Here is a 25,482-nt window from a genome sequence, read left to right as displayed (position 1 = left end):
CCCGATCAGTGCGGCAGCTCGATCGGTTTCAGCAGGCCCGCGAGCAGCTCCAGGTCGACCCCGGTCAGCGTCTCCAGCATCCGTACGCCGTCGGCCGGGTCGATCGGCAGCTCGCTGGGCACCGCGAGTACGGCGGCACCCGCGGCGAGCGCACTCGCCACCCCGGTCGGCGAGTCCTCGATCGCGACGCAGCGGTTGATCGGCACCCCCAGCAACCGGGCCGCGGTCAGGTACGGCGCCGGATCTGGCTTGGTCGCAGTCACCTCGTCGCCGCAGACCACCACGTCGAAGCTGTCCCGCCCGAGGGTCTCCAACGCCACCTCGACCACGCTCCGGCGGGTCGAGGTGACCAGCGCGGTCGGCACCGTCGCGGCGCGTATCGCCGAGACCAGGGCCAGCGCGCCGGGCCGCCACCGCAGATCGGTGAGGAACAGCTCGGCGACCCGCTTGTCCAACCACGCGGCGCCGACCGCCGGGTCACGCCACGGCTGCCCCAGATCGGTGTGCAGGATCTCCATCGACACCGTGGCGCTGGTGCCGACCATGGCGAGCCGAGCGGCCGTCGACAGCGTGCCGCCGTACTGCGCGGCGAGCTCCTGCAGCCCGATGTCCCACAGCCGCTCGCTGTCCACCAAAGTGCCGTCCATGTCGAAGAGCACGGCTGCGGGATGCTGGCTGTTCAGGATTTCCTCCCGGATCGAACTGGGTCTGTGGTCTCGATCCTGCCAAGGCTCCCCGTTGATCTCCCGATTCCGGCCCCGAAGTGTGGCGGATCCCTCAGCCCCGTCAACCAAGCTCGCACGCCTCGATCGAACCCCGGTAGCCGGCGAAGAAGGCGTCCGTACGCTGTTTCGCCGTGCCGTGCGCCCCCTCGGCGAACCACGGCTGACCCGGATCGTCGGCCACCGCCCTCAGCCCCGCCGCCAACTCGTCGAGGTCGCCGTCCTGCACCGACAGCGCCTGGGCGCGCTCCGAGTCCCCGATGTACGCCCCGGCCATGCAGTCGGCCTGCAACTCCTGCTCGATGGTGAACTCGTACCGGATGCCGAGCCGGATCTGCACACCGTGCGCGTACTCGTGGCCGAGCAGGTAGTACAGGAACGCGTCGCCGATCTGCCGGAACGCGGCCACGGCCCAGTTGATGTCGTACGCGATGAAGTCACCCTCGGAGCAGTAGACCGCGTTGTTCCGGGGCAGCGGCTGGCTCCCGCACTCGATCTCGCCGTCCCGCTCGTAGGCGGTGATCCGGCCGACCCGCTGGAACCGCTGGCCCGCCTCCCGGAACTCACCGGACCAGTACAGCTCGGCTGCCCGGACCGCGCTCTGGATGTCCTGCTCGAACTCCTCGACGGTCATCGTGCCGTCCGCACCGGCCTGCGCCGTGCCGGTCGCGACGGGCGTACCCGAATCGTCCGGTTGCGTCGGATCCTCCTCCCCGCCCGGACCGGCGAAGCAGGCACCTGCGACGACCAGCGTGACGACGAGCGCGAACAGCGGCCAGAATCGGCCACCACGGGGCAACGGGCTCATCGCGGCCACCACCTCGAAGTCGGAGTACCGGAACAGTTCCACGACGGCGACCGAACCAAACACGACGGCGACCGGTCGACACAGTCGGTCGCGCCGGCGGTGCGAACGGCGCCGATCGGCGCCGGCGCGGGCCCTTCTCCGCGCATATCCCGCGTTCACGTGAGGTTGCCGCCCCGGTTCCGGGCTAGACGGCAGGGGTGACCACCGAAGCGGCAACGCTCCCGCTTCCCCCCCGCTTCCACCGGGAAGAGGCCGTCCAGTAAGGAGGGACCGATGACCGTCCCGGTGAGCCGGAGCCGACGCAATCTCGGCGTCCTCGCCCTGCTGACCATCGGTACCGGCTGGGTGGGGGCTCCCCTCTGGACGCTGGTGGTACTGACCCTGACCTGCCTGATGATCCCGATCGCCGTCGGCCTGCACGGCGGGCCGGCACTGGTCCGGACGCTCCTGCTCGGCGACCGCCGGCCCGGCAGGGGTCAGCGGGTCCGGCGGGACGGGACGTGTTCCGGATGAGAGCGCAGGACCGCCACCATCGAGAGGAAGAGTCGAGATGAGCGAACCGTACGAGGGTGGTCTCCCTCAGCCGAAGCGCGGCGCCGCCGGTGGCGTCGACGTCGGTCCCCGGAACGTCGGGCTGGACCGGCAGAACCCTGACCTGCTCGTGCCGCCCACGACCGACCGGGGCACGGTGCCCAACCTCAGGTTCTCGTTCGCCAACGCACACACCAGGATCGAGGACGGCGGCTGGACCCGGGAGGTGACCCAACGGGAACTGCCGATCGCCACCACGATGTCCGGGGTCGACATGGCGCTCGAACCCGGTGCCTATCGCGAACTGCACTGGCACCAGCAGTCCGAGTGGGCGTACGTGCTGGCCGGAAGCTGCCGGATCGGCGCGGTCGACCAGGAGGGACGCAACTTCCTCGAGGACGTGTCCCAGGGCGACCTGTGGTTCTTCCCCAAGGGGGTGCCGCACCACATCCAGGCGCTGGACGACGGGGTGGAGTTCCTGCTCGTCTTCGACGACGGCGCCTCGTCGGAGAATTCCACCTTCATGATCAGCGACTTCTTCGCGCACACCCCGCGGAGCGTGCTGGCCAAGAACTTCGGATGGCGTACGGAGCAGCTCGCCGACCTCCCGGAACGGGAGAAGTACATCTTCCCGGGGCAGGTACCGCCGGCGCTGGAGTCCGATCGGGTGGTCAGTCCGAGCGGGGACGTGCCACGTACCTTCAAACACCGGCTGCACGCCCAGGCGCCACAGCGGTTCGACGGCGGTTCGGTACGGATCGCGGACGTCAGCAACTTCGCCGCGTCGACCGCCATCTGCGCGGCCCTGGTGGAGATCGAGCCGGGTGCGATGCGGGAGTTGCACTGGCATCCCACCGACGACGAGTGGCAGTACTACATCTCGGGCACCGGCCGGATGGGGGTGTTCGCCAGTTCCGGCAACAACCGGACCTTCGACTACCGGTCCGGTGACGTCGGGTACGTGCCCTACGCCTACGGTCACTACATCGAGAACACCGGGGACCGGCCGCTGGTCTTCCTGGAGATGTTCCGCAACCCCAGGTTCGAGGACATCTCGCTGGCCCAGTGGATGGCCAACACCCCGCCGCAGGTCGCCGCCGACGCGCTCAACCTGCCCCGGTCGCTGATCGAGTCGCTGCCGAGGACGAAGCCGGTGATCGCCTCCTGAGCCGGCCGGAACCGGCGGGTCAGCCCGGATCCTGGTCAGGGGTCCGGGTCCGCCACCGGCGCGCGAGTTCCAGCCGGTTCCGGATGCCGAGCTTGGCGTAGACCGCCCGGAGCTGGCTGTCGACGGTGTGGAACGAGACGAACAGGGCAGCCGCCGCCTGCTGCTTCGTCGCGCCACCCGCCAACAGCTCCGCCACCCGCACCTCGGCGGCGGTCAGCGCGTCGAACCCGGCGGCGGTCCGCTCGTGCCGGTGCCGGCGGTCCAGCGCCGGGCCGGCGCGGCCGCACCGGTCCGCCCGTTCCTGGTCACCCGTCGCGCCGAGCCGACCGAACAACGCGGCCCCCTCCTCCGCCGCCTTCCGGGCCACCGCTGCCGGGGTTGCGGGCATCCGGGCCAGATCGAGCAGCGCATCGGCCAGGGCGGGCCGGGCGGACGTGGCCCGCAACTCGGCAACCGCGTCCCGGACCAGGCCGGGCTCCCGGTCCACCAGGCCGGCGACGTGCTGCGCTATCCCCCACCAGAGCGGGCGGTCGACCCGCTCCGCCACCCGGGTCACGTAGCCGCTCACCAGATGGGCCCGGTGCCGGTCACCGAGCAGCAGTGCGGCCCGGGTCAATGCCGGTGCCTGCTGCGGAACGAGCAGCAGTGGGCGTACCGACCGGGCGAGCGTGTCAACGGCGACCCGGAGAAGTCCGGCGTGCCGGTCCGGCTCCGGGTCCAGCGCGGCGGCACAGGCCAGCCGTACCCAGTGCAGGTTCTCGGGCCAGTCGGCCGGTGGATCGACGCCGGCCAGCAGTTTCCGGGCCGCGCCGGGATCGCCCTGCCGGAACGACACCTCCACCAGCACCGCCAGCAGTTCGGCACGCACCTCGTCCGACACCTGACCCGTCGGACAGCGACGCAACGCCAGGCCGGCCCGGGCCGACGCCTCCGGCAGTTCACCGATCGCCACCCGAAGTCGGCAGTCGCACGCGGTCAGCATCGGTCGGGCCGCCGCGCCGAGACTGCCGATCTCCGCGTCGGCGATCCGGATCGCGGTCCCGGCCTCCTCGTACTCGCCGAGCACGAGCTGGTTCACGATCCGGTCGACCCGGAGGAACGCCGCGTGCGCCCGCGCCGCCGGTGCGCTCGGGTCGACCCGGTCGAGCACCTGCCGGGCCGCCGGAACGTCGCCGCCGGCGAGTGCCACCCCGGCCTCGGCCAGCGCCAACCGGACCTCACCGTCGGGCGCGCCGGCCGCCGCCTGGCTCCGTACCGCCGCTGCCAGGAACTCGTCGACATCGGGATGTCCCACCCGGGCCGCGACGTGGGCCAGGGTGGTGAGCAGCAGACTCCGGTGCGCGGGTTCCAGGTCGCTCTGGGCCAGCGCCTGGTGCAGGTAGTCGATGGCGACCGACGGCCGTCCGATGGCGTACCAGGCGCCGAGCCGGCCCAGCAACTGGGCCCGGTGCCCGGCCCCGTCCCGGTCGGCGGCGATCTCCTCGGTCAGAATCGTCAGCGCCGGCTGGAGCCGTCCGGCGAGTATCAGATGGTCGACCGTGGCGAGGACCCAGTCCCGCCGCAGTTGCGGCCCGAGGGCGGCGCCGCGACCAGCTCGAGCCGCCAACAGCAGATCCGCCGCGACCGACGGTTCCGTCGCCGGGTCGGCGACGAGTCGGGACACCAGCGGGACGTCGACACGTCCCGTCACCGCCATCGCCCGCAACAGCTGGTTCGCGGCTGGCCCCGGGAACAACTCCGCGGCTAGTACGGCGGCCGCCCGCGCGTGCAACGCGGAACGCAGCGACGGCGGCGTGGCCCGGAGGACGTCGTCCCGCAGCTCGGCCGAGCTGAACCGCAGCCCGTCGATCGAATCCGCGAGCACGTTCCGGACGATCAACATCTCGACGTCGTCGTGCAGCTCCGGACCGGCGCGGTCGGTCATCCTCTCGAGAAACCAGATCTCGCAGGCGCCCTCGCAGATGGCCACCGTCCGGAGGATCCACCGCTCGGTGACGGAACTGACCGGTGACCCGTCCGCCGCCGGCCCGTCGGAGCGATCCAGTGTGAACGACGTGGGCATGACACCCCCTCGGCGGCGACCTCGACCGGGACGTGAGACGGATTCGGCCCTCCCCGGCGAGGCTATCCACGGCCGTCCCCGCCGCGCCGGAATTCCACCCGAATACCCCTGCACGGGGTCCTCGGCGCCGCCATCCGAACCCGATCGACGAGCGCGTCCAGTAACGGAGTCGGCACGGTTCCAGGCCAGTGCCCACCAGGAGCGGAACACCGACCGTAGGCGTACCACTCCGTCTGGTGTGACCCGCGTCGCTATCGTCCTCTCCGTACCAGATATCCCTGCTCAACACCCCTGGGACGGCCGGCAGACCAGGCCCCGCCCCGGCCCCGCGCGGGAGCCGGACGGCGCGGCCGGCGGGCCGCATCCGAATCCGGGACGTAGGCTGACGGACGTGAGGGACAACAGGGACGCCAGCACCAGGCACATCGGGGGGACCACCGCGCGGCTGTGCGCCGCCCGGATCGGCGACGGCACGCACCCTGGGGGTAGGGCGTGACCGAGTTCGACGGCTTGCCCGTGCTGCGCTCGCCGGTCGCAATCGCGGCCTTCGAGGGCTGGAACGACGCGGCGGACGCCTCGACCGCGGCGGTGGAGCATCTCGAGCAGGTCTGGCAGGCTCGCCAGATCACCGAGTTGGACCCCGAGGACTTCTACGACTTCCAGGTGAGCCGGCCGACGATCACCATGGCAGACGGCGAGACCCGTCGGGTCGAGTGGCCGACCACCCGGTTCATGGTGGCCAGCCCGGAAGGCACGGACCGGGACGTGGTCCTGATCCGGGGCATCGAGCCCAGCATGCGCTGGCGGACGTTCTGCGAGCAGGTGCTGGAACTCTGCCACAGCCTGGAGGTCAACCGGATCGTACTGCTCGGCGCCCTGCTCGCCGACGTGCCGTACACCCGGCCGCTGCCGATCAGTGGCAGCGCCTCGGACAAGGACGCCGCCGAGCGCTACCAGCTCACCCCGACCCGTTACGACGGCCCGACCGGCATCGTCGGGGTACTGCACGACGCGGCGACCCGGGCCGAGGTCGACGCCGTGTCGTTCTGGGTGCACGTGCCGCACTACGCGAACAACCCGCCCTGCCCGAAGGCGACCCTGGCGCTGCTGCACCGGGTCGAGGAGGTGCTCGATCTGCCGGTTCCGATGTCGGACCTGGCCGAGGAGGCCGCCGAGTGGGAGCAGCGGGTACGCACCGCCGCCGAGCAGGACGCCGAGCTCGGTGAGTACGTCCGCGAGTTGGAGGAACGGGTCGGCGACGCCGGCATCCAGCCACTGACCGGGGACGAGATCGCCCAGGAGTTCGAGAAGTACCTACGCCGCAGGGGCGGCTCGGCCGGTCCGACCGCCGGCTCCTGGTGACCCCGCGCCCGTACGCCTGGTGACTGCACACCCTGTACGCCTGGTGACCTGGCGGCCGTACGCCTGGTGACCTGGCGGCCGTACGCCTGGTGACAGCACACCCGTAGCAGCCCGAGGGACGGTCTCCGAATGGAGGCCGTCCCTCGGCCGTACTCCAGTCGAGAGCCGATCCCCCACCGCTATCGGTGGGTCGTCGCCTCCGGTCTGTCGGTGGCTCGTCGCACCCGCTCCGTCGATGGCTCGTCGTGTCCGGCTGCTCGTCGGCGGCTGTGGATCGGGTGGTGCGTGTCCGGGGTTGCCCGGCACACATCCCGTACGGCATCCTAGGAACCTAGTGTCATTGTCGAGCGGGACTGACGGGGGCAGCATGCAGATCAACCCTGGGGCGGCCGAGTTTCCCCACCGGCAGATCGCCGCGCAGTTGCGGGCCCGGATCCGGAACGGTGACTGGGCGGCCGGGGACCGACTGCCGTCGATCCCGGCCATCGCCGAGATGTTCGGCGTCGCCAAGCAGACCGTCCAGCGGGCGATCGACCAGCTCCGGGTCGAGGGCGTCCTGATCACCAAACCCGGCTCGGGCACCTTCGTCCGCGGTACCCGGCGCCGGCTGAACCGCCTCTCCCGAGGCCGGTACGGCGGCCACCGTGGTTACCACGCCGACCTCGCCGCCCGGTACCGGCAGCAGTTGGTGCAGGTCGGCCGGGCACCGGCACCGCCCGAGGTGGCCGACGCGTTCGGCGTACCGGACGGAACCGAGCTGATCGTCCGGCGACATCTGGTCCGCACCGAGGAGGTGCCGGTCGAGGTCGGCGCCTCCTGGTTCCGGACCGCCGACGCCGCCGGCACCAGCCTGGAACGGATGGAGGCGTACGGACGACCGCTCTACCAGGAGGCGGAGGAGGCGATCGGCCGACGCTACATGTCGGCGACGGACCAGATCAGCGCCCGACAGCCCAGCCGGGAGGAGGCGGAGATCCTCCAGATCCGGCCGGACACCCCCGTGCTGCACCTGCTGCACGTCGCCTACGACGCAAGCCACAAGCCGATCGAGGTTGCCCAGGCGACCTGGCCGGGTCCGATGACCACCCTCACCGAGCAGTACAAGGTCCCCGCCCCCACGCCGGATCTCGAACTAGGAGGAGGTTAAGAAGGGGCCCTTCCTATGCAAAAAACGATAAGAAGGGGCCCTTCCTTACAGGCGGACGCCGAGGAGGGCGTCGACGGTGGCGGCGGCCAGATCCGGTGCCGCCGGGTCGGTGCCGGTGTGGGCGAGGGTCGCGTCCGCCCAGCGGTCCATGGCGGCGAGTGCGCCGGGGGTGTCGAGGTCATCGGCGAGGCGTTCGCGAATTTCGGCGAGGAGGGCGGGGCCCGGGGCGCCGAGTGGGGCCGCGACGGCCTCCCGCCACCGGGCCAGCCGCTGGTGGCCGACCTTGAGCACGTCGTCGGTCCACGCCCGGTCGGTCCGGTAGTGGCCGGCGAGCAGCCCGAGCCGTACCGCCATCGGATCCACGTGGTCGGCCCGCAGCCGGGAGACGAAGACCAGGTTGCCCTTTGACTTCGACATCTTCTCGCCGTCGAGCCCGATCATCCCGGCATGTACGTAGTGCCCGGCGAACGGCGCCACCCCGGTCAGCCGCTCGGCGTGGGCCGCAGAGCACTCGTGGTGCGGGAACAGCAGGTCGTTGCCGCCGCCCTGGACGTCGATGCTGTCGCCGAGCAGGGCCAACGCGATGACGGCGCACTCGATGTGCCAGCCGGGGCGGCCCGGGCCCAGCGGTCCACCCTCCCAGGCCGGCTCGCCGTCCCGGCTGCCGCGCCAGAGCAGCGGATCGAGCGGATCCCGCTTGCCGGCCCGGTCCGGGTCGCCGCCGCGCTCGGCGGAGAACTCCAGCATCTGCTCACGGGACAGGTTGGACTCGTAGCCGAACCGGGGCACGGCGGTGATGTCGAAGTAGACGTCCCCGGTGCCGTCGTCGAGGCGGTACGCGGCACCGTCGTCCAGCAGCACCCGGACCTTCTCGGCGATCGCCGGGATCGACTCGACCGCGCCGACGTAGTGCGCCGGCGGGATCATCCGCAGCGCCTCCATGTCCTCCCGGAACAGCGCCGTCTCCCGCATGGCCAGGACCACCCAGTCCTCGCCGTCCCGCTCGGCCCGCTCCAGCAGCGGATCGTCGATGTCGGTGACGTTCTGCACGTATGTCACCGGATGACCACCGTCCCGCCACACCCGTTGCAGCACGTCGAACGTGATCATCGTTGCCGCGTGGCCCAGGTGGGTCGCGTCGTACGGGGTGATGCCGCAGACGTACAGGGTCGCCGCGCCGGATGGGCGGGTCGGCTGCACCGAGCCGCGCGCGGTGTCGAACAGGGCGAGCTGCCGTCCCCGGCCCGGCAGTCGCGGAATCTCGTGACCCACCCACGTTTCCATGGTCACCAGCCTAGCCAGCCGAACGGCGTTGATCACCGGGGCCGGCGGACGAGGTGATCAGACCGACACCACACCCCCGGCCGGAAAGCGTCGAGCCTCAGATCGGCGGCCAGGGAATCGGCGGCCATTCCTCGGACGGCTCCGGAAAGCTGGTCGTCGCCAGCAACCGCGCGACCCGACTCCGCACGGCACCGACCTCGGACCGGGTCAGGTGGTCGGCCAGGTCCGCGCCGAGCGGGCCGGTGAGCGCTTCGGCCAGCCCTTCCAGCATCTCCAGCGCGTCCGGTGGCAGGATCCGCCGCGACCAGCCCCAGAGCACGGTCCGAAGCTTGTCCTCGACGTGGAAGCAGACGCCGTGGTCGACACCGTAGATCCGGTCGTCCGGCCCGACGAGCACGTGTCCACCCTTGCGATCGGCATTGTTGATCACAGCGTCGAGCACGGCCAGCCGGGCCAGCCGGGGGTCGTCGGAGTGCGCGAGGGCGTACGGCGTGCCGTCGTCGTCCTGGGCCGCCGCGATCCGGAGCCAGCGGTCCGGCAGGCTTCCGGCCGGCACGAATCCGACCAGTGGCTCGGTCTCCTCCGGCTCGTCGATCCAGAGCTGGCACGCGCCGGGGCCCAGCGGACCGTCCCGGAGCACGGTCGGCGGAATGAGGTCCCAGCCGGTGGCCCGGGACACGAGGTACGCGCCGACCTCCCGACCGGCCAGAGTGCCGTCCGGGAAGTCCCAGAGCGGCCGTTCCCCCCGTACCGGTTTGTAGACGCAGCGGACCGTCACCCCGTCCAGGGTCAGGAACCCCCGCAGCGTGGTGTTGGAGGCGTCGACCAGTCGCCCCTCCAGCTCGAACTCGCCACCGAGCAGGAGGCGGAGGGCGTCGCTTTCGTCCAGCACGGGTCGCAGGTCGGCCGAGGTCACCGGGACGGTCCCGGCCCGGAGGCGGGAACCATCACCGGTGGTAGCCGTTGTGACGGGGACAGAGGTGTCCGGCGGGGTCGAGCGGCTGGCCACAGAGCGGGCACGGCGGTCGACCGGCCGCCACCACCCGACGGGCCCGGTCGATGAACTCGCGGGCCGCCTGGGGGGTCAACCGGACCCGCAGCCGATCGAGGTCGTCGTCCGGCTCCTCGTCCTCGTCGACGTCGTCCTCACCGGCACCGAGTTCGACCTCCGCCTCCGCCTCGCCGGCGGCGATCGCCTCGATCACCACGGTCGCCGTGTCGACGTCGAAGGCCAGGCCGAGGGTGCCCACCCGGAATTCCTCGTCGACCGGGGTGTCCAGCGGCTCGTTGTCCGAGGTGACCGCGACCGGAGCCTCGGGCAGTTCGACGCCGAACCGGCGGTGCGCCTCGGTCAGCAGCTCCTCCAGCTTCTCCGCCAGCAGCGAGACCTGGACCTTCTCCAGGGCGACACTGACCAGCCGGCCACCGCCCCGGGCCTGCAGGAAGAATGTCCGCTCACCGGGCGGACCCACGGTCCCGGCGACGAACCGCTCCGGCGGCTCGAATGCGTGCACCTGGTGGGTCATACCCACGACCCTATCCGGCCGGATACCACACCGTGCAGCCCACCGACCCGAATCACCGTAGGCCCCGGCCGGACCCAGCTCAGGGCCTCCTCCGGCACGCCGGACCGGGGTGAGGGGCCCGGCCCGGGCGGTGAAACGATCATCATTTCCGTCCGTCGGCGGCGACCGGCACGTCCGATCCCGGGCCCGTGCCGGCTGCGCCCGCCCCACCACCGACCGGGGCATCCGACTCGGCCGCCCGCGAACGCCGCCGCCGGCCCCGGCGCGGCACCACCAGACCGGTCAGGTCACCCCCGGTGTCGTTGAGTCGCAGGACGAACGGCCGCACCGGGGTGTACCGGATCCCGGTGACCGAGCCCGGGTCGGCGACGATCCGCTGGAAGAGATCCAGGTGCATGCCCATCGCGTCCGCGACGATGGCCTTGATCACGTCGCCGTGGCTGCAGGCCAGCCAGATCGCCTCCGGCCCGTGCTCGGCGGTGACCCGGGCGTCCCAGCGACGTACCGCCTCGACCGCCCGGGCTGCCATCCCGGCCATCGTCTCCCCGTCGGGGAAGACGGCGGCGCTCGGATGCTGCTGTACGACCTGCCACAGTGGATCCTTGGCCAGCTTCTTCAGCGGCTGCCCCTGCCAGGCGCCGTAGTCGCACTCGACCAGCCCGTCCTCGACCACCGGGGCGGCGTCCGGCAGCGCCAGCTCCAGCGTCTGGCGACACCGGATCAGCGGGCTGGTGACCACCGCCGCCAGCGGGATCGCGCGCAGTCGCGTCCCCACCGCCGCCGCCTGGCTCCGGCCGGTGTCGTCGAGTTCCACCGGTTGCCGACCGGCCAGGCCGCCGTTCGCGTTCGCCGTGGTCCGGCCGTGCCGGAGGAGGAGAAGGGTTGCCACGCTTTCCCACCCTACGGCCCGGCCCGGCCGCCCCGCCGACACCCTCGCCGACCAGGCAGGCGGGTCGTCAGGTCGCCGAGATGGTGCCGGTCAGCAGCAGCGCCAGGACGAGGCTGCCGAGCGCGACCCGGTAGAGCACGAACACGTAGAGGGTGTGATGAGCGACATAGCGCAGCAGCCAGGCGATGGCGGCGTAGCCGACCGCGAAGGCGATCACCGTGGCGACGATCATCTGTGCCCCGGACGGGATCGAGCCGCCGCCACTGGTGTCGAAGACGTCCGGGATGCTGAACACCCCGGACATCACCACCGCCGGAATGGCCAGCAGGAACGAGTAGCGGGCCGCCGCTTCGCGGGTCAGGTTGAGGAACAGCCCGGCGGTAAGCGTGCCGCCGGACCGGGAGACTCCGGGAATCAGGGCCATCGCCTGGGCGAAGCCCATCACGATGCCGTCCCGGAGGGTGAAGTTCTCGAGCCGTCGGGTCTGCCGGCCCCAGTACTCGGCGAAGGCCAGCACGAAGGCGAAGACGATGAGCGTGGTCGCGACCAGCCACAGGTTCCGCGCCGCCGTACGGATCTGGTCCTTGAACAGGAAGCCGAACAACCCGATCGGAATCGAGCCGATGATGACGTACCAGCCCATCCGGTAGTCCAGGCTCGACCGGACCGAGGAGTCCCAGATCCCGATCACCCAGACCCGGGTGATCCGCCAGATGTCCTTGGCGAAGTACAGCAGCACGGCGGACTCGGTGCCGAGCTGGGTGACGGCGGTGAACGACGCCCCGGCGTCCTGGTCGAAGAAGATCGCCGAGGTGATCCGCAGATGCCCCGACGAACTCACCGGCAGGAACTCGGTGAGGCCCTGGACGATGCCCAGGACGATTGCCTCGATCCAGCTCACCCACGCACCCCGCTCGTCGCCGCGTTCCGCCGCCAGCAGTCCGCCGCCCGGACCTCCCGCCCGCTCACTCCCCGACTCCGGCAAGATCCAGCGCCTCGGCGCAGGTACGCAGGGTCTCGATGCCGCTGTCCGCGTCGGCGACGAAGAGGCTCACCGAGAGCGTGGTCACACCGGCGGCGGCGTACTCGGCCATCCGCGCGGCGATCCGCTCCTTCGGGCCGAGCAGGGACGTGCGGTCGATGAACTCCAGCGGCACCGCCGCCGCGGCGTCCCGCTGCCGCTTCGCCAGGTAGAGCTCCTGCACCTCCCGGGCGGCGTCACCGTATCCCATCCGGGTGGCGAGCTGGTTGTAGAAGTTCTGCTCCCGGCTGCCCATCCCGCCGACATAGAGCGCGGCGTACCAGCGGACCAGTTCGGCACAGTTGGCGACGTCGTCGCCGACCACCACCGGCACGGTGGGCACCACGTCGAACCCGGCGAGTTCCCGCCCCGCGCGGGCCCGTCCGGCGGCGACCGCGGCGAGCTGCTCGGCCGCGAACTCCGGCGCGTAGAACACCCCCAGCCAGCCGTCGGCGATCTCACCGGCGAGTTCCAGGTTCTTCGGCCCGACCGCCGCGAGGTAGATCGGAACCTGCTCGCGCGGCGGATGGAAGCCGAGCCGGAGCGCCTTGCCCGGACCGTCCGGCAGGGGCAGCCGGTAGTGCGCGCCGTCGTACTCGACCGGCTTCCGGGCCAGCGCCAGCCGGACGATGTCGACGTACTCCCGGGTCCGCGCCAACGGCTTGGCGAACCGCACGCCGTGCCAGCCCTCGGAGACCTGTGGCCCGGAGACGCCGAGGCCGAGCCGGAACCGGCCGCCGGAGACCGCGTCGATGGTGGCCGCCGTCATGGCCGTGGTCGCCGGGCTACGCGCCGGGATCTGCATGACCCCGGCACCGAGGTCGATCCGCTCGGTCTGTCCGGCCAGCCAGGCGAGCATGCTGGGCGAGTCCGAGCCGTACGCCTCCGCGGCCCAGACCACGGAGTAACCGAGCCGGTCCGCCTCGCGGGCCAGGGCCAGGTGGTCGGCGGGGGTGCTCCACGCCGTCTGATATCCGAGGCTGAGCCCGAGTCGCACTGGTCCCTCTCCCCCCGTCCATGCGGCAAGTCGCATCAGGGTACGCAATGCTCCTCCGGCAGCCGACGACCGGTGGGCCCAACGCGCCGGCACTCCTCGTTCCGGGCCGCCCGGGCGCCCGCCACCTGCCCGTCAGTTGCCCGGTACCTGCCGGTCAGTGCCGGAGCCGTGCCCGGACGTCGGCTTTGTCCCCCGCGACGCGAACGGCGATGACGGGAGCGAGGATATCGGCGAGGCGATGTTCTGAATAAAGTTCAACCATGCAACAGCGACCGCTCGGCCGAAGCGGGCTGGCGGTTTCCCGGCTCGCGCTCGGCACCATGACCTGGGGTCGGGACACCGATGCGGATGACGCTGCCGCCCAGCTGAAGAGTTATCTGGACGCCGGGGGCAACCTCGTCGACACGGCCGACGTGTACGGCGACGGCGACGCGGAGGCGGTGATCGGCTCCCTGCTGGGCACCCTGGTGCCCCGGGACGACCTGCTGCTCGCCACCAAGGCCGGGCTCCGGCCGGGCTCCGCCCGCCGCCGGGACGGCTCCCGGGGCCATCTGCTGCGCACCCTCGACGCGTCGCTGCGCCGGCTGGGCACCGATCACGTGGACCTGTGGCAGGTGCACGGGTACGACCCGGCCACCCCGCTGGAGGAGACGTTGGCCGCACTGGATCACGCGGTGGCCAGCGGCCGGGTCCGCTACGTCGGGGTCTCCAACTTCTCCGGCTGGCAGACCGCGCAGGCCGCGACCTGGCAGGCGGCCTTTCCGGGACGCGCTCCGGTGGTGGCGGCCCAGGTCGAGTACTCACTCCTCGAACGGGGCATCGAGCGGGAGGTGCTGCCGGCCTGCGAGAGCCTGGGTCTCGGCGTGCTGCCCTGGTCGCCGCTGGGTCGCGGGGTGCTGACCGGGAAGTACCGGCACGGCCGCCCGGCCGACTCGCGGGCCGCCTCGGCGCACTTCGAGCGCTTCGTGGCCAGCTACCTGGAGCCGCGCTGCTCCAGCATCGTGGAGGCGGTGGCGACCGCGGCGGGTGGGCTGGGCGTGTCGCCGTTGGAGGTCGCCCTCGCCTGGGTTCGGGACCGGCCCGGGGTCGTCGCCCCGATCCTGGGTGCCCGGACGGTCGGCCAGCTGCTCGGTGCGCTCCAGGTGGAGCGGATGACGTTGCCGGACGAGATCGCCCGCGCTCTCGACGACGTCTCGGCGGTGCCCGTCGGCTATCCGGAACGCGACAGCTAACCCCGGAGCACCACAGCCAACCAGAAACCGGACAGTCACCTCAAATGGGGCGAGGCGCCCCCGGGCGTGGCAGCCTCCCGCGCCCGGCCCAGCTCACCCCGGTGAAGGACTGGTGTCTCCCAGCCGGCGTGGGCAGGATAGAGGACATGGACTACGAATACGCGCCATTACGGTTGCCGCCCAATGTCGACAGGACGACCGCAATGGCGCAACTGGCGATTCAGGCCGAATTCTCCGGCTGGGAGCTGGCCCGGGTACGACTGTTCCGCGACGGTACGCGGCAGGTGATGCTGCGGCGACGCGTCGTCAACCAGTCGCAACCGGGCCTCTCCTACTGACACCTGGACGGATCGCACCCGGCCAGGCGGATCGGCGCTACCGGGCCCGCTCGGGCTCCTCGTCGAGGTCCGAGACGAACGGGTGCTCGTCGAGCCGGCCGACCAGCCGGTCGTCCGCGCCCGGCGTGAACGGCCCGCTGCTGTCCTCGTCGTCGAAGGACTCCAGATCGAGCGGAACGGTCACCTCGCTGACCATGACCACACCGTCGAGGGGCTCCAGCTCGGGAATGTCCAGCGCACCGAGCGACCCGTCACCGGTCTGCAACAGCTCCAGCACCGCCTCGCCGACACCCTCGACCGCCGGCGCCTCCTCCTCGTCCGGCACACCGGCACGGCGGGCCGCCTGAGCCACCCGCAACAGGGCGGCCACGCTGGGCACCCGGTAGTCACGCCGGTGGCGTACGGAGAGCACGAGCGGGTGCGGGTCGCCCGGCTCGGTGCCGTCGGCGCCGCCGAGGCCCACCCCGTAGCGCTCGTCCGCCTCCTCCGGATCGATCGCCTCCACGTCCCACGGCGTGACCTCACCGAAGGCGTCGAGCAGTTGCTCGTCGTATTCGTACGACGCGTTGTTGAGCTCGACGTACGCCTGCCAGACGGCATCGTCGTCGATCCGGCCCTCGGCGGCCCGGACCGCGGCAAGGTGCGCCCGGGCGGTCTCGATGACCCGTTCCAGGGCAACGTCCAGCTCGGCGTGCTGGTCGGTCATGGTGTGGCCTTTCCCTTCAGTGCGATGTTCACCAGCCCGCCGGACGACCGCCACGCAGGCGGTCGTCGACTCCGACGCGGGCCGACATGGGTGGACCGGACGTTGGAATGCGTGGACCGGAGGTAGTTGAACCGGAAGTGGATGGATCGCCCAGGATCGTAGGTGGGTGCCGGGCGTGTGTGCCAGCCGGACAGGCGGTCAGCTCTGGCGCAGAAACCGGTCGAGCACCCGCACGCCGAACTGTAGCCCGTCGACCGGCACCCGCTCGTCAATGCCGTGGAAGAGCGCGGAGAAGTTCAGATCGGCCGGCAGCCGCAACGGCGCGAAGCCGAAGCACCGGATGCCGAGCTTCGCGAACGCCTTGGCGTCGGTGCCACCGGAGAGCATGTACGGCACCGGGCGGGCGCCCGGATCCTCGGCCCGCAGTGCCGCCCCCATCGCGTTCACGAGATCGCCGTCGAAGCTGGTCTCGAGCGCCGGCTGCCGCTGGATGTGCTCGATCTCGATGTCCGGCCCGACCACCTCCCGCAACTGCTCCAGGAATATCTCGGCCTGGCCCGGCAGGCTCCGGCAGTCGATGGTGGCGCTGGCCCGGCTGGGGATCACGTTGTCCTTGTAGCCGGCGGCCAGCCGGGTCGGGTTGGCGGTGTTGCGGACCGTCGCGCCGATCAGATTGGCGATCGGACCGAGCTTCGCGATCGCCAGCTCCGGATCGGTCGGGTCGAGTTCGATGCCGATCGCCTCGGAAACCTCTTCCAGGAACGCCTGCACGGTCGGCGTGAGCACGATCGGGAACCGGTGCCGGCCGACCCGGGCGACCGCCTCGGCGAGCGCGGTGACGGCGTTGTCGTCGTGCACCATCGACCCGTGCCCGGGACGGCCCCGGGCGTGCAGCCGCAGCCATTCGAGGCCCTTCTCCGCCGTCTCGATCAGGTAGAGCCGAAGATCGGAGTTGACCGAGTACGAGAAGCCGCCGACCTCACCGATCGCCTCGGTGCAGCCGTCCAGCAGATCGGGATGCCGGTCGACCAGGAAGTGCGCACCGTACTCGCCACCGGCCTCCTCGTCGGCGGTGAACGCGAGGACCAGGTCGCGGGGTGGGCGTACTCCGGTGCGCTGCCAGTTCCGGACCACCGCGAGCACCATCGCGTCGAAGTCCTTCATGTCGATGGCGCCCCGGCCCCAGAGGTAGCCGTCGGAGATCTCCCCGGAGAACGGGTGCACCGACCATTCGCTGGCGTCGGCGGGTACGACGTCCAGGTGCCCGTGCACCAGCAGGGCGCCGCGGCTCGGGTCGGTGCCGGGGATCCGGGCGACCAGGTTGGTCCGGCCCGGTGCCGACTCGCGGACGTGTGCCTCGACGCCCACCTCGGCGAGCTTCTCCGCGACGTACTCCGCGGCCACCCGCTCGCCGGCGCTGGTCTCGGTGTCTCCGGTGTTGCTGGTGTCGATGCGGAGCAGGTCCCGGCACAGCTCGACGACGTCGTCGGTGGCGCTCGGGTGGGCGGACGCGGACTGGCTACTCATGCGCTTCTTCATACCAGCCGGCCGTCCCTGCGTATCCGCCCCACCCACCGTCGGGTTTCGCCTTCCGGGGCCGGGGGTACCTGCGCGGTGTCCACGGAGCAGCGTCGGTCGATGAAGCGGCGTTGGATCCGGGAACAGCCTGTAAGGAGGCCTACCGTGACCCTGCCCCTGCCCCCGCTACCCCCGACCGGTGAGGACGAGGAATACCGGCCCGGCGGGCGCAGCATGGTGGATCTGCTCGCCGAGGAGCACGACCAGATCGTCGCGCTCTGCGGTGAGCTGACCAACGACGTCGCACCGGAGCGACGCAGTCAGGTCGCCGAGGTGTTGACCGCCACCGTCGCCCGGCACCTGTCCGGTGAGGAGCAGTACCTCTACCCCACCGTCCGGAGCGCGTTGCCCGACGGCGGGTCGCTGGCCGACCGGGAGATCGCCGCGGACAACGAGATGCTGCGTACGCTGCGGGAACTTTCCGGCGCGACGCCGACGGAAACCCGGTTCGACCAGCTCGCGGGTGAGGTCGCCGGCCAACTGCTCCGGCACGCCGAGACCGCGTCGACCCAGATCTTCCCGGCCCTGCGGTCCGCGGCCAGCGACGCCGACCTGATCCGGCTCGGCAACCGGGTGGAGATCGCCGAGGAGGCCGCGCCGACCCGGCCGCATCCGACCACCCCGGCCACCCCGCCCTGGAACCGGGTCGTCGAGCCCGCCCTCGGCGTTGTCGACAAGCTCCGGGACGTGGTGAGCGGTCGGCCCACGTACGTCGATGACCTGACCCCGCCGCCACCGGCACCCTGACCGTCGAACGAATGTCATGATCCTTCCGGCCCGGCGCGTTCCCGCGTCGGGCCGGTTGGCGTGCCGACGCACCGGGCGAACGTGTCTGGCCGGGCCGGCGACGACGATGGACGGATGATGGCGATGCGCGACGCGATAGTGGTCCGGGGCGGCTGGGACGGCCACGTTCCGGTGCCGGCGACCGAGTTGTTCATTCCGTTCCTGCGCGGGCAGGGCTTCGAGGTGGAGGTCCACGACGACCTGGCGGTCTACGCCGACCCGGAGCGGATGGCCGCCGCCGACCTGGTGGTGCAGTGCTGGTCGATCGGGTCCATCACCGACGAGCAGGCGGCGGGACTGATCGCGGCGGTCCGCGCCGGCACCGGATTCGCGGGCTGGCACGGCGGGATCGTCGGCGCGTTCCACCACAACGCGTACCACCAGCTCACCGGCGGTGTATTCGTACACCATCCGGCCGGGTTCGTCGACCACGAGCTGACGGTGCTGCCGGACCGGGCCGAACACCCGATCGTCCGGGAGATCGGTCCGGTCTCCCTGCACACCGAGAAGTACTGGGTGCTCACCGACCCGCTCAACGACGTACTGGCCACTGTGACGTTCGAGCCGGGGCCGGACGCGGATGCGGCGCCGGAGGCGGACGGGACGCCGACGGCGACGCCGTGGCGGCAGCCTGTCACGCTGCCCGCCGTCTGGACCAGATCGTGGGGGGCGGGCCGGGTGTTCGTCTCGACGGTCGGCCACAAGCTCGACGATCTGACCCTTCCGCCGATCCGGACGATCACCGAACGAGGGCTGCTCTGGGCCACACGTCAGAATTAGGTGTCCGTTCGGTCGCAGTTTGGGTTTCCTTTGGGGATCTTTGACTGACCAAAGGTCTTCCCGTGAATCCCTTTCGGGTCCTACCGTCACGCTATGAACCTGGAGCTGCGGCACCTCAAGGTGGTCTGCGCGATCGCGGAGACGGGCAGCGTGACGAAGGCGGCCTCGACCCTCGGGCTGGCGCAGCCCGCCCTCACGGCACAGCTCCAGCGCATCGAGCGCACTCTCGGCGGACCGCTGTTCGAGCGGGATCGGCGGGGCGCCCGCCCCACCGCGCTGGGCGAGCTGGTGCTGGCCCGGGCCCGGGTCCTGCTGCCCGCGATGAAGGGCCTGCAGGACGAGGCCGCCCGACTCGCGGGCACGGGCGCGGCGCTGACCCGGTTCCGGTTCGGCGGGGTGAACAGCCCGATCCTCGGCGGGCTGGTGCACCGGCTGGCCGCCGACCAGCCGCACGCGCAGATCAGCACCTTCGCGTCCTGGTCCGTCGACGAGCTGGCCCAGATGGTGCTCGGCGGGCGGCTGGACTACGTGCTCTCGGGTGTCTGCGGCGACGCCATCCCGTCGGCGGAGTTCGGCCTCACCTGGCGGGCGGTGGCGAACGACGCGGTCTTCGTCCTCCTGCCCGAGGCGCATCCGCTGGCCGCCCACGACGAGGTGCACCTGGCCGCGCTGGCCGAGGAACGCTGGGCGGCGGCGCCCGGCGACGGTTGCTTCGCCGACTGCTTCGTCGCGGCCTGTGCCCGAGCCGGGTTCACGCCCCGGAAGATCTACGAGACCGACATCCGCAGCTGCATCGACCTGGTCGAGGCGGGCGAGGCGGTCGCACTCGCCCAGGCGACCTTCCGTCCGGTGTCGGGCCTGGTCACCCGCCCGCTGGCCAACACGCCGCTGCGCTGGCGGCTCCTGCTCGGCTGGCATCCGGACGCACCGGCGGCCGCGATCGCCGACCGGGTACTCGCGCAGGCCATCGCGGCGTACACCGACTCGCTGTCCCGCAACCCGCACTATCTGGCCTGGCTGTCCCGCAACCCCAGCTTCGGCCCCCAGGACCTGGCCGCCGCCTGAGGATCAGCCGGGAACGACCCGCCGGGCCAGTCGCCACCAGATCGCGAGTTGGGCCAGCGCCAACGCCAGGGTGAACGGCAGCAGGGTCCACACTCCGACCCCCTGGGCGATCGCGCCGGCCAGCCACGGGAGGACCGCCCCACCGACCACCGAGACCCCGTTCAGGACGCCGATCGCGGTGGGCACCAACCGGGCTGACGTCAGCAGCGGCACCATCGCCATGGCGGTCGGGAAGATCGGGCCGAGGAAGAAGCCCAACAGCACCAGGCCGGCGCTGGCCAGCACCGGAGCGGGCGACAGCCAGGTCAGTACGGCGCTGGCCGTGACACCGGTCAGGCAGGCGGTGGTCATGCCCGCCGGGGTCAGCCCGATCCGGACGGCGATCGGGCTGATCAGGAACCGGCCGGCGGTCAGCCCTAGCCAGTATCCGCTGACGGTGTACCCGGCGAGCACGGCCTGCTGTCCGTACCCGTCCACCAGGAGGCTGAAGCCCCAGTTGCCCACACTGATCTCGAGCCCCACGTAGACGGCCAGGAACACCGCTGCGAGCAGCACCGCCGGCTGGCGTACGGCCGTGCCGAGCAGACCACCGCCGGCCGTCGAGGATCCCCGCGTCGTCGGCTCCGCGGTGCCGGACCCACTGCCGTCCCCGGTGCCGACGCCCGGGTCGGGCCCGCGGGCGTCCCGGCCGTCGTCCGGCAGGGCACGCGCCGGGTACGACAGCAGGAAGCCGGCGACCAGTGGCAGAGACGCCAGCGCGAGCACCAGCCACACCGCCGTCCACGGCAGCGCGCGCAGCATCCAGGCGGCCAGTGCCGGCCCGAGCAACGCGCCCACCCCGAAGAACGCGTGCAGCCGGTTGAGCAGCGTCGTCGCTCCGGGCAGTTCGCTGAGGTAGGCGTTGAGCACCGACTCCAGGACGCCGATGCCGTAACCGGCCAGCACCTGCACCGCCACGAACGCCAGGAACGGGGGACGGACCGCCGTGTAGAGCGCGGCCGCGACGAACGCGCCACCCCCGACGACCAGGGCGGTACGGGTGCCGAGCCGGTGCATCAACCCGCCGGCGGTGATGCCGGCCAGCAGGAACCCGGCGGAGAACGTGAAGAAGGTGATCCCGACCGTGGCCTTGTCCACGCCGTAGTCGAGGATCTGCGCCGGCAACAGCACGCCCGCGACGCCGGTACTCAGGCCGACCAGGATGAAGGCGGCGTACGCCACCAGAACCGCCGGCCGTCGGCGCGCGCCGGTGCTGGACAAACACGTCTCCTCGGTGACTGCCCCACCCGTGCCCGGTGCGGACGCGGGCGTCGACCGCCGGAGCGCTGCCCCGCCGGAAGTGGGGTCCTTCCGGGCGACGGTATGAGCCAGGCGTTATCTGGCTGGGTCGATTGTTGCCGGCTACCTTAACCATGTCCTGCCCGGCCCAGGACCGACGGTGTCGGTGGCGGCGGTCCACATCGCTGCGACACCGCCGATCCGACCCCCTCGGTCGGTGGGGCTCCGGCCACCGTGCGCCGTCCGGTTCCGGGCCGGGCGGCGCACGGCGCCATCCGTCCTCGTTTCGGTGGGCAGGTATTCCGCCCGTACCGGTGCGAACTGGCCGCGAGCGGGTACCGGTAACGGCATGACCGACCTCATCCCACCCGAGGACGACGGGGAGACCGCACGACGGATCGCGGCCGCGCACACCGCCGCCTCCCGTGACGTGGAAGCCTTCCTGCGTCGGGTTCCAGCGCTGCCCACGCCGGAGGACGTTGCCGAGTACGCCGCCCTGCTGGCTCGGGAGGAGGCGATCCGCACCGAGCGCACCGACGCCGCCGAGGCGGCCGGGTTGGGGGTCTCCACCATCGGTGGCGAGTAGGCCGACGCGTCGACGACCTCTCCGGTGCTCGCACCGGAGAGGTCGGTCGGGTCGGCAGCGCCGGCAGCACGGCCGGTGCCGCGGGCTACGGCTGGCGTCGGTAGGTCGTGGTCGTGTTGGGCTCGATCAGCGGGTCGTGCCCAAGGTCGAGCAGCGCCCGCCGCCAGTCCTCGTCGGCGACCCCGGCGGCCGGACGGGTCTCGACCAGGTCCTGGATCTCACCCACCGTCTCCCGCATGAGCTGGATGTCGTCGCCGGTGAGGTCGACCTTGCGCTTGCCCAGGATGGCGAGGATCCGCCGGCCGGGTTCGGGCAGCCCGAGATCGGGCTCGGACCCGAACGCCTGCTCGCCGGAGCCCTGGGTGAGCAGCCAGCTCCGCAGTTGCTCCGAGGTGACGTTGACGCAATTGTGGAAGTCCTGCCACAACTGCTCCACCTCCGGCTCCACGCGTTGTTGCCGAGCCATCACGCTTCCTCCTCCTCCGACTCCGGCGCGGGCGCCGGCTCGTTCTCGGCGGTCTTCCGTCGGCCCGGAGCGGACGGGGGCGGCGCCGGTTTGGGCACGGCGGACGGCGGACGCAGTACCGCGTCGGTCTTGGCGCTCTTCTCGCGGTTCTCTTCGGGCTGGCTCACCCTGGACTCCTCTCCTCGAGCCGGCCGCCACCGGCGGGCACCACCCCGGCCTCCCGGGTACTGCCCTGGCGATGACGTCCCGGCCGCCGCCGACTCACCGACCCGCGGAGAGGGCGGCCGGACTCCGGCCTCCGGACCGTTCGCCGGCGGACACGTCGAAGGTCAACTCGCCCTCCCGGACACCGACCGTGATCCGTTGACCCGGTACGAGTGTGCCGTCGAGCAGCATTCGGGACAGCCGGTTGTCGATCTCCCGCTGGATCGTCCGGCGCAGCGGCCGGGCTCCGAACTCCGGCTGGTAGCCGTGCTCGGCGAGCCAGTCCACTCCCTCGGTGGTGAAGTCGACGGTGATGTCCTGGGCGTGCAGCCGCCGCCGGGTGTCCTCCAACAGCAGTCCGGTGATCTGGCGCAACTGCTCGCTCTCCAGCCGCCGGAAGATGATCACCTCGTCGATCCGGTTGAGGAACTCCGGCCGGAACGACTCCTGCAACCGGCGCATCAGCCGCTCCCGCAGCTCGGTGTTCTCCTCCTCGGCACCCTCGGCGCCGCCACCGAATCCGACGCTGCGCTGGGTACCGGTGATCAGCTCCGAGCCGAGATTGCTGGTCATGATCAGTACGCTGTTGCGGAAGTTCACCGTACGGCCCTGGCTGTCGGTGAGCCGGCCGTCGTCGAGCACCTGCAACAGGATGTTGAACACGTCGGGGTGCGCCTTCTCGATCTCGTCGAGCAGCACCACGGCGTACGGGCGGCGGCGTACCGCCTCGGTGAGCTGGCCCGCCTCCTCGTACCCGACGTAGCCGGGCGGGGCACCGACCAGCCGGCTCACGGTGTGCCGCTCCTGGAACTCGCTCATGTCCAGCCGGATCATCCGGTCCGACTCGCCGAACAGCGCCTCGGCCAGCGCCCGGGCCAGCTCGGTCTTTCCCACCCCGGTCGGGCCGAGGAACATGAAGCTGCCCATCGGCCGGTCCGGGTCGGCGAGCCCGGTCCGGGACCGCCGTACCGCCTCGGCGACCGCGCCCACCGCGTCGTCCTGGCCGACCACCCGCTCGTGCAGGTGCCCCTCCAGTCGCAGCAGCCGGTCCCGTTCCTCCTCGGTGAGCTGGCTGACGGGGATGCCGGTGGCCCGGGACACCACCTCGGCGATGTCCTGCGGCCCCACCTCCGGTACGGAGGACCGGCCGCCGTTGCCGTTGGTCGCCTCCAGCCGGTCGCGTACCTCCTGCAGCCGGTCCCGCAGTTCGGACGCCCGCTCGTACTGCTCGTCGGCGACCGCCTGGTCCTTCTCCCGCCGGACCTCCTCGAGTTCCTGTTCCAGTTCCCGTACGTCGCCGGCCGGAGTGCGGGTACGCAGCCGGACCCGGGCACCGGCCTGGTCGAGCAGGTCGATCGCCTTGTCCGGCAGGAACCGGTCGGTGAGGTACCGGTCGGCGAGGTCGACGCAGGCGACCAGCGCCTCGTCGGTGAACCGGACCTGGTGGTGGGCCTCGTAGCGGTCCCGCAGCCCGCGCAGGATGGCGACGGTGTCGTCGCAGGTGGGCTCCGGCACCAGCACCGGCTGGAACCGCCGGGCCAGCGCGGCGTCCTTCTCGATGTTGCGGCGGTACTCGTTCAGCGTGGTGGCGCCGATCACCCGCATGTGGCCACGGGCCAGTGCCGGCTTGAGCATGTTGCTGGCGTCCATCCCACCCTCCGCGCCGGCCCCGCCCGCGCCGACCAGCGTGTGCAGCTCGTCGAGGAAGATGATCAACTCGTCGCCGTGCGCCCGGATCTCGTCGATGACCTTCTTCAGCCGCTCCTCGAAGTCGCCCCGGTAGCGGGTGCCGGCGACCAGCCGGGCGAGGTCCAGCTGGACCACCCGCTTGCCGATCAGCGTCTGCGGCACGTCCCCGTCGGCGATCCGTTCGGCGAGCCCTTCCACGATGGCGGTCTTGCCCACCCCGGCCTCGCCGATCAGCACCGGGTTGTTCTTGGTCCGGCGGGAGAGGATCTCGACCGCCTGCTCGATCTCGTCGGCCCGGCCGATCACCGGATCGATCTCGTCCGCCCGGGCCAGGTCGGTCAGGTCCTGGCCGTACTGGTCCAGTGTCGGGGTGCCCCGGTCCGGTGCGGGGCCGCCGTTCCCGCCCCCGCCGGCGCTCGCGGCCTGGAGTGACTGGGGCTGGATCCGCCCGGCGGCGAGCATCCGGCCGGCCGGCGACTCCGGGTTGAGCGGCAGGGCCATCAGGATGTGCTCCGGCCCGATGTACGACGCGTTCATCGCCCGGGAGAGCTGGTGGGCGTCGAGCAGCGCCCGCTTCGCGGCCGGGGTCAGGGACATGTTCGACGGGACCTGGCCGTGCTTGGCTGGCCGGTCCACCCGCTGCTCGCCGCCGAGCGCGCCGAGCAGGGTGTCCGGGTCGGCTCCGGCCCGGGCGAGCAGGTCCCGCAGCGGTTCGCGTTGCAGTGCCGCCCAGAGCAGGTGATCGGTGTCCAGGTCGCTGCTGTTCGCCTGCGCCGCCCGACGGGCCGCGTCGGCGAGCAGTTCCCGCGCGTCCGCGGTCATCAGCCTGGTGATGTCCACCCGCTGCCCCTGCCGGCGGTTTTCGCCGCGGCCGAAGTACCGGGCCAGGAACTCGTCCCACGGGTCGGGGCCGAGATCGCCGGGTCCCTGGGTCATCTCATGTCCCCCTCACGGGCGCGGGCACTGGCGTCAGCTGGGCTACCCGGCGGAAGGCCCGACAAACGCTGCGTAACGGTGAAAGGGGTCTCGCTCCCCGCAGGCGCGGCAGCGTGGCGGCGATCACCGGTGGGGCGGGATGGCAGGCTGGGCGGATGACAGCCGAGCCGCTTCTGGTCGTGGACGCCGCCAACGTCGTGGGATCGAAGCCGGACGGCTGGTGGCGGGACCGGGCGGCGGCCACGGCCCGGCTGCGCGACCGGCTGGCGCCACTGCGGAACAGCGGCCTACCCGGGCTGTCGTCGCCGGTCGAGGTGGTAC

25 protein-coding genes are annotated in these 25,482 nt (G+C 71.7%); 10 read left to right on the top strand and 15 right to left on the bottom strand.

Annotated features, from left to right (window positions below; all coding sequences use genetic code 11):
- Positions 1-5 precede the first annotated feature (5 nt).
- Together I0C86_RS21920 and I0C86_RS21915 are read right to left on the bottom strand one after the other, a co-directional pair.
- A complete protein-coding gene (locus tag I0C86_RS21920; protein WP_196203136.1) occupies positions 6-659 on the bottom strand; it encodes an HAD family hydrolase in 654 nt (217 codons plus the stop codon).
- A 127-nt stretch (positions 660-786) separates the two neighbouring features.
- Positions 787-1,572: a neutral zinc metallopeptidase gene (locus tag I0C86_RS21915; protein WP_323373778.1), complete on the bottom strand. Its 786-nt coding sequence runs from the start codon at positions 1,570-1,572 to the stop codon at positions 787-789.
- A gap of 231 nt (positions 1,573-1,803) precedes the next feature.
- On the opposite strand from I0C86_RS21915, the gene I0C86_RS21910 reads away from it, so the two are divergent.
- Together I0C86_RS21910 and I0C86_RS21905 are read left to right on the top strand one after the other, a co-directional pair.
- Positions 1,804-2,043, top strand: coding sequence for a hypothetical protein (locus tag I0C86_RS21910; RefSeq protein WP_196203135.1), 240 nt, complete (start codon positions 1,804-1,806; stop codon positions 2,041-2,043).
- Positions 2,044-2,080: 37 nt separating this feature from the next.
- Entirely contained in the window at positions 2,081-3,229 is a 1,149-nt protein-coding gene (locus tag I0C86_RS21905) for an oxalate decarboxylase family bicupin (protein WP_196203134.1), read from the top strand.
- A 19-nt stretch (positions 3,230-3,248) separates the two neighbouring features.
- Here the strand turns inward: I0C86_RS21905 and I0C86_RS21900 are convergent, their stop codons facing one another.
- Positions 3,249-5,291: a helix-turn-helix transcriptional regulator gene (locus tag I0C86_RS21900; protein ID WP_196203133.1), complete on the bottom strand. Its 2,043-nt coding sequence runs from the start codon at positions 5,289-5,291 to the stop codon at positions 3,249-3,251.
- 492 nt (positions 5,292-5,783) lie between these two features.
- On the opposite strand from I0C86_RS21900, the gene I0C86_RS21895 reads away from it, so the two are divergent.
- Both I0C86_RS21895 and I0C86_RS21890 read left to right on the top strand, forming a co-directional pair.
- On the top strand, positions 5,784-6,653 hold the full coding sequence (locus I0C86_RS21895) for a PAC2 family protein (RefSeq protein WP_196203132.1): 870 nt from the start codon (positions 5,784-5,786) through the stop codon (positions 6,651-6,653).
- Positions 6,654-7,020: 367 nt separating this feature from the next.
- A complete protein-coding gene (locus I0C86_RS21890) occupies positions 7,021-7,800 on the top strand; it encodes a GntR family transcriptional regulator (protein ID WP_196203131.1) in 780 nt (259 codons plus the stop codon).
- Positions 7,801-7,845: 45 nt separating this feature from the next.
- Here I0C86_RS21890 and mshC read toward each other — a convergent pair whose 3' ends face one another.
- From mshC to I0C86_RS21860, 6 genes are all read right to left on the bottom strand, one after another.
- Entirely contained in the window at positions 7,846-9,084 is a 1,239-nt protein-coding gene (gene mshC / locus I0C86_RS21885) for a cysteine--1-D-myo-inosityl 2-amino-2-deoxy-alpha-D-glucopyranoside ligase (RefSeq protein ID WP_196203130.1), read from the bottom strand.
- 97 nt (positions 9,085-9,181) lie between these two features.
- Complete coding sequence (locus I0C86_RS21880) at positions 9,182-10,000, bottom strand: SCO1664 family protein (RefSeq protein ID WP_196203129.1); 819 nt, start codon at positions 9,998-10,000, stop codon at positions 9,182-9,184.
- A gap of 31 nt (positions 10,001-10,031) precedes the next feature.
- On the bottom strand, positions 10,032-10,610 hold the full coding sequence (locus I0C86_RS21875; RefSeq protein ID WP_196203128.1) for a DUF3090 domain-containing protein: 579 nt from the start codon (positions 10,608-10,610) through the stop codon (positions 10,032-10,034).
- A gap of 142 nt (positions 10,611-10,752) precedes the next feature.
- Positions 10,753-11,499 (bottom strand): histidine phosphatase family protein, encoded by a 747-nt coding sequence (locus I0C86_RS21870; RefSeq protein ID WP_196203127.1) that lies wholly within the window; start codon positions 11,497-11,499, stop codon positions 10,753-10,755.
- Positions 11,500-11,566: 67 nt separating this feature from the next.
- Positions 11,567-12,400 (bottom strand): undecaprenyl-diphosphate phosphatase, encoded by an 834-nt coding sequence (locus I0C86_RS21865; RefSeq protein WP_196203163.1) that lies wholly within the window; start codon positions 12,398-12,400, stop codon positions 11,567-11,569.
- A 64-nt stretch (positions 12,401-12,464) separates the two neighbouring features.
- Complete coding sequence (locus tag I0C86_RS21860; RefSeq protein WP_196203126.1) at positions 12,465-13,517, bottom strand: LLM class F420-dependent oxidoreductase; 1,053 nt, start codon at positions 13,515-13,517, stop codon at positions 12,465-12,467.
- Positions 13,518-13,777: 260 nt separating this feature from the next.
- On the opposite strand from I0C86_RS21860, the gene I0C86_RS21855 reads away from it, so the two are divergent.
- Both I0C86_RS21855 and I0C86_RS21850 read left to right on the top strand, forming a co-directional pair.
- Positions 13,778-14,749: an aldo/keto reductase gene (locus I0C86_RS21855; RefSeq protein ID WP_196203125.1), complete on the top strand. Its 972-nt coding sequence runs from the start codon at positions 13,778-13,780 to the stop codon at positions 14,747-14,749.
- 146 nt (positions 14,750-14,895) lie between these two features.
- Complete coding sequence (locus tag I0C86_RS21850; protein ID WP_196203124.1) at positions 14,896-15,087, top strand: DUF5703 family protein; 192 nt, start codon at positions 14,896-14,898, stop codon at positions 15,085-15,087.
- 37 nt (positions 15,088-15,124) lie between these two features.
- Here the strand turns inward: I0C86_RS21850 and I0C86_RS21845 are convergent, their stop codons facing one another.
- Entirely contained in the window at positions 15,125-15,793 is a 669-nt protein-coding gene (locus tag I0C86_RS21845; RefSeq protein ID WP_196203123.1) for a hypothetical protein, read from the bottom strand.
- Between the two features lie 198 nt (positions 15,794-15,991).
- Positions 15,992-17,320 (bottom strand): M20/M25/M40 family metallo-hydrolase, encoded by a 1,329-nt coding sequence (locus I0C86_RS21840; protein ID WP_196203122.1) that lies wholly within the window; start codon positions 17,318-17,320, stop codon positions 15,992-15,994.
- A 156-nt stretch (positions 17,321-17,476) separates the two neighbouring features.
- Here I0C86_RS21840 and I0C86_RS21835 point away from each other — a divergent pair, with 156 nt between their 5' ends.
- The 3 genes from I0C86_RS21835 to I0C86_RS21825 all read left to right on the top strand — a co-directional run bounded on the left by I0C86_RS21835 (position 17,477) and on the right by I0C86_RS21825 (position 20,002).
- The gene (locus I0C86_RS21835; protein WP_196203121.1) at positions 17,477-18,118 is read left to right on the top strand and encodes a hemerythrin domain-containing protein; all 642 of its coding nucleotides are present in this window, start codon (positions 17,477-17,479) and stop codon (positions 18,116-18,118) included.
- Between the two features lie 123 nt (positions 18,119-18,241).
- On the top strand, positions 18,242-18,937 hold the full coding sequence (locus I0C86_RS21830; protein ID WP_196203120.1) for a ThuA domain-containing protein: 696 nt from the start codon (positions 18,242-18,244) through the stop codon (positions 18,935-18,937).
- A gap of 93 nt (positions 18,938-19,030) precedes the next feature.
- Positions 19,031-20,002, top strand: coding sequence for a LysR family transcriptional regulator (locus tag I0C86_RS21825; protein WP_196203119.1), 972 nt, complete (start codon positions 19,031-19,033; stop codon positions 20,000-20,002).
- A gap of 3 nt (positions 20,003-20,005) precedes the next feature.
- Here the strand turns inward: I0C86_RS21825 and I0C86_RS21820 are convergent, their stop codons facing one another.
- On the bottom strand, positions 20,006-21,262 hold the full coding sequence (locus I0C86_RS21820; RefSeq protein WP_196203118.1) for an MFS transporter: 1,257 nt from the start codon (positions 21,260-21,262) through the stop codon (positions 20,006-20,008).
- Positions 21,263-21,629: 367 nt separating this feature from the next.
- On the opposite strand from I0C86_RS21820, the gene I0C86_RS21815 reads away from it, so the two are divergent.
- A complete protein-coding gene (locus tag I0C86_RS21815) occupies positions 21,630-21,866 on the top strand; it encodes a hypothetical protein (RefSeq protein ID WP_196203117.1) in 237 nt (78 codons plus the stop codon).
- Positions 21,867-21,951: 85 nt separating this feature from the next.
- Here the strand turns inward: I0C86_RS21815 and I0C86_RS21810 are convergent, their stop codons facing one another.
- The 3 genes from I0C86_RS21810 to I0C86_RS21800 form a co-directional block, all read right to left on the bottom strand.
- Positions 21,952-22,332 carry a DUF3140 domain-containing protein gene (locus I0C86_RS21810; protein WP_196203162.1) on the bottom strand — a complete coding sequence of 127 codons (381 nt, stop codon included), beginning with the start codon at positions 22,330-22,332 and terminating at the stop codon, positions 21,952-21,954.
- Positions 22,332-22,499, bottom strand: a complete 168-nt coding sequence (locus tag I0C86_RS21805) for a hypothetical protein (protein ID WP_196203116.1) — start codon at positions 22,497-22,499, stop codon at positions 22,332-22,334. The genes I0C86_RS21810 and I0C86_RS21805 overlap by 1 nt, the downstream gene beginning before the upstream one ends.
- 94 nt (positions 22,500-22,593) lie before the next feature.
- Entirely contained in the window at positions 22,594-25,161 is a 2,568-nt protein-coding gene (locus I0C86_RS21800; protein ID WP_196203115.1) for an ATP-dependent Clp protease ATP-binding subunit, read from the bottom strand.
- Positions 25,162-25,482: the final 321 nt, after the last annotated feature.

Origin of the sequence: Plantactinospora alkalitolerans (genome assembly GCF_015690345.1) — a bacterium.
GTDB lineage: Bacteria > Actinomycetota > Actinomycetes > Mycobacteriales > Micromonosporaceae > Plantactinospora > Plantactinospora alkalitolerans.
The sequence above is the reverse complement of the archived record's forward strand: the minus strand, read 5'-3'. Positions and strand labels throughout refer to the sequence as shown.

What these genes read in the sequence shown, in the direction of transcription:
- I0C86_RS21890 (WP_196203131.1), top strand. Translation starts at nt 7,021, where the DNA reads ATGCAGATCAACCCTGGGGCGGCCGAGTTTCCCCACCGGCAGATCGCC.
- I0C86_RS21815 (WP_196203117.1), top strand. Translation starts at nt 21,630, where the DNA reads ATGACCGACCTCATCCCACCCGAGGACGACGGGGAGACCGCACGACGG.
- I0C86_RS21825 (WP_196203119.1), top strand. Translation starts at nt 19,031, where the DNA reads ATGAACCTGGAGCTGCGGCACCTCAAGGTGGTCTGCGCGATCGCGGAG.
- I0C86_RS21875 (WP_196203128.1), bottom strand. Translation starts at nt 10,610, where the DNA reads ATGACCCACCAGGTGCACGCATTCGAGCCGCCGGAGCGGTTCGTCGCC.
- I0C86_RS21850 (WP_196203124.1), top strand. Translation starts at nt 14,896, where the DNA reads ATGGACTACGAATACGCGCCATTACGGTTGCCGCCCAATGTCGACAGG.
- I0C86_RS21810 (WP_196203162.1), bottom strand. Translation starts at nt 22,332, where the DNA reads ATGGCTCGGCAACAACGCGTGGAGCCGGAGGTGGAGCAGTTGTGGCAG.
- I0C86_RS21830 (WP_196203120.1), top strand. Translation starts at nt 18,242, where the DNA reads ATGCGCGACGCGATAGTGGTCCGGGGCGGCTGGGACGGCCACGTTCCG.
- I0C86_RS21905 (WP_196203134.1), top strand. Translation starts at nt 2,081, where the DNA reads ATGAGCGAACCGTACGAGGGTGGTCTCCCTCAGCCGAAGCGCGGCGCC.
- I0C86_RS21900 (WP_196203133.1), bottom strand. Translation starts at nt 5,291, where the DNA reads ATGCCCACGTCGTTCACACTGGATCGCTCCGACGGGCCGGCGGCGGAC.
- I0C86_RS21800 (WP_196203115.1), bottom strand. Translation starts at nt 25,161, where the DNA reads ATGACCCAGGGACCCGGCGATCTCGGCCCCGACCCGTGGGACGAGTTC.
- mshC (WP_196203130.1), bottom strand. Translation starts at nt 9,084, where the DNA reads ATGGAAACGTGGGTGGGTCACGAGATTCCGCGACTGCCGGGCCGGGGA.
- I0C86_RS21845 (WP_196203123.1), bottom strand. Translation starts at nt 15,793, where the DNA reads ATGACCGACCAGCACGCCGAGCTGGACGTTGCCCTGGAACGGGTCATC.
- I0C86_RS21910 (WP_196203135.1), top strand. Translation starts at nt 1,804, where the DNA reads ATGACCGTCCCGGTGAGCCGGAGCCGACGCAATCTCGGCGTCCTCGCC.
- I0C86_RS21840 (WP_196203122.1), bottom strand. Translation starts at nt 17,320, where the DNA reads ATGAGTAGCCAGTCCGCGTCCGCCCACCCGAGCGCCACCGACGACGTC.
- I0C86_RS21855 (WP_196203125.1), top strand. Translation starts at nt 13,778, where the DNA reads ATGCAACAGCGACCGCTCGGCCGAAGCGGGCTGGCGGTTTCCCGGCTC.